General features: G+C 69.2%; 2 protein-coding genes and 1 pseudogene. 2 read left to right on the top strand and 1 reads right to left on the bottom strand.

All coding sequences use genetic code 11. From position 1 onward, the window contains the following. Positions 1–188: dihydrofolate reductase family protein (locus tag VG296_RS24695; RefSeq protein WP_325569614.1), on the top strand; the 188-nt coding region annotated here is incomplete at its 5' end. A 335-nt stretch (positions 189–523) separates the two neighbouring features. After that, a complete protein-coding gene (locus VG296_RS24690) occupies positions 524–1,285 on the top strand; it encodes a PIG-L deacetylase family protein (RefSeq protein ID WP_325569612.1) in 762 nt (253 codons plus the stop codon). Between the two features lie 237 nt (positions 1,286–1,522). Here VG296_RS24690 and VG296_RS24685 read toward each other — a convergent pair. Next, positions 1,523–1,735 (bottom strand): annotated as a pseudogene (locus VG296_RS24685) (hypothetical protein); the annotation flags it as partial.

Below are 1,735 nucleotides of genomic sequence, written 5' to 3'. Positions count from 1 at the left end.
GCGTGTCGCTGGTGCGGACCCTGCACGCCGCCGGCCTGATCGACCGCTACACGCTGGTGATCTGTCCGCTGACCCTGGGCAGCGGCGTACGGCTGTTCGACGGGCCCGCCCCGCTGACCGAGTTCGAGCTCACCGGCAGCGTCGCGACCACCAAGGGCGTGATTATCGCTCACTACACCCGCCGGTGAGTAAGGGTGCGACGGCGAGGTACACCGGAGCCGGCGGAAGGTCCGCCGCCCTTGCGCGCTCGCGTCCACCATGCCGGTAGTTAACCAATCCGCCTGTGCCCTCGGCTACCTGATCGGCCCGATTTTCGCAGTAACGGCGCTGAACGCCAAGTCCGGGCTCGAGCGCGGGACGCGGTGAAAGCGCTGCCAACCTGCTAACGATCACGGGCGGCGTGACGTCTCGTGGCGTACCCCTGGTAGATGAAGCGATCACCACAATCACCCTCATCTGCCCGGGGCCTCGATGCTTGGCCTGTCCATCCCCGGCCGGGAACGGTTCTGGAAGGATGGCCGGCATGACATTGCCTGCCCTCCCCGAGGAGTCCTTCCAGCGCGTGCTCTGCGTCGTCGCGCACCCTGACGACATGGAGTACGGCACGTCCGCGGCCGTCGCTCGCTGGACCGCGCGCGGCATCGAGGTCGGTTATCTCCTGCTCACCCGCGGCGAGGCCGGCATGCCGAACCCTCCCGAGGAGACGGCACGCCTGCGCGTCGCCGAGCAGCAGGCCGCCTGCGCCGTCGTCGGCGTCAAGCACCTGACCGTCCTCGAACATCCGGACGGCGTGCTCGTCTACGGCCTCGACCTTCGCCGCGACATCTGCCGGGAGATCCGCCGGTTCAAGCCCGACGTCGTACTCGGCACCGGGTACGAAATCGAGACGCCCTATGGCTTCGACCAAGCCGACCACCGCGCGGCCGGGCTCGCGACGCTCGACGCGGTGCGCGACGCGGGCAACCGGTGGGTTTTCCCGGAGCAGGTCGACGACGAGGACCTCGAACCGCACGCCGTGCGCTGGCTCATCGTCCCCAGGCTCGCCGGCTTTGGCGCGACCCACGGCGTCGAGGTCACGGGTGAGCCGCTGCGCCGCGGCATCGCCTCGCTCGAGGCGCACGCCGCGTACCTGGCCGCGCTCCCGGGCCACCCCGCTCCCGAGGACTTCATCCCGAAGTTCACCGCGATGAGCGGCAAGGCCATGGGCGTCGAGCACGCCGTTCTGTTCCGCGCCCACGACCTGCAGGCACCACCGGAGTTCTTCACTGAAGCCATGCAGGACTGAGCCAGTTTCATCCTGATCGTGATGGGTTTCGTCACGGTCTGATCACACGGCGGCGTGTCGCCGCAGGCCGTTCCGCGGGTCCAGGCGCTCGGTAGCCGAACTGTCCTTCCACGGCTTGATGTGGCCGGCCAGCAGCATCCTCCTGGCCACGCCGGGGGATGGACTCAAGCCGCAGAAGACGCACCGGCGGCCGCAGTTGTTCAGCACATTCAACGCAAATACATGCTGTCCTACGGGTCATACCAGCACCGGGTCCCGGACGAGCGTGTCGCCGTAGGCCATCAGGTGCGCGGCGGCGAGCGCCAGCCACGGGCGCCAGCTGGCTGCCGGTGCTCGCAGGCCCAGGTGGGCCAGGGCCGCCTGGAGTGACGGATCGCCCGACGGGAACGCATCGCGCTGTCCGAGCCGGAAGGCCACGTCGGCGCTCATCTCGGGTATCTCGCGGCCGGC

Origin of the sequence: Actinospica sp., from assembly GCF_035552695.1 — a bacterium.
Lineage (GTDB): Bacteria > Actinomycetota > Actinomycetes > Streptomycetales > Catenulisporaceae > Actinospica.
The sequence above is the reverse complement of the archived record's forward strand: the minus strand, read 5'-3'. Positions and strand labels throughout refer to the sequence as shown.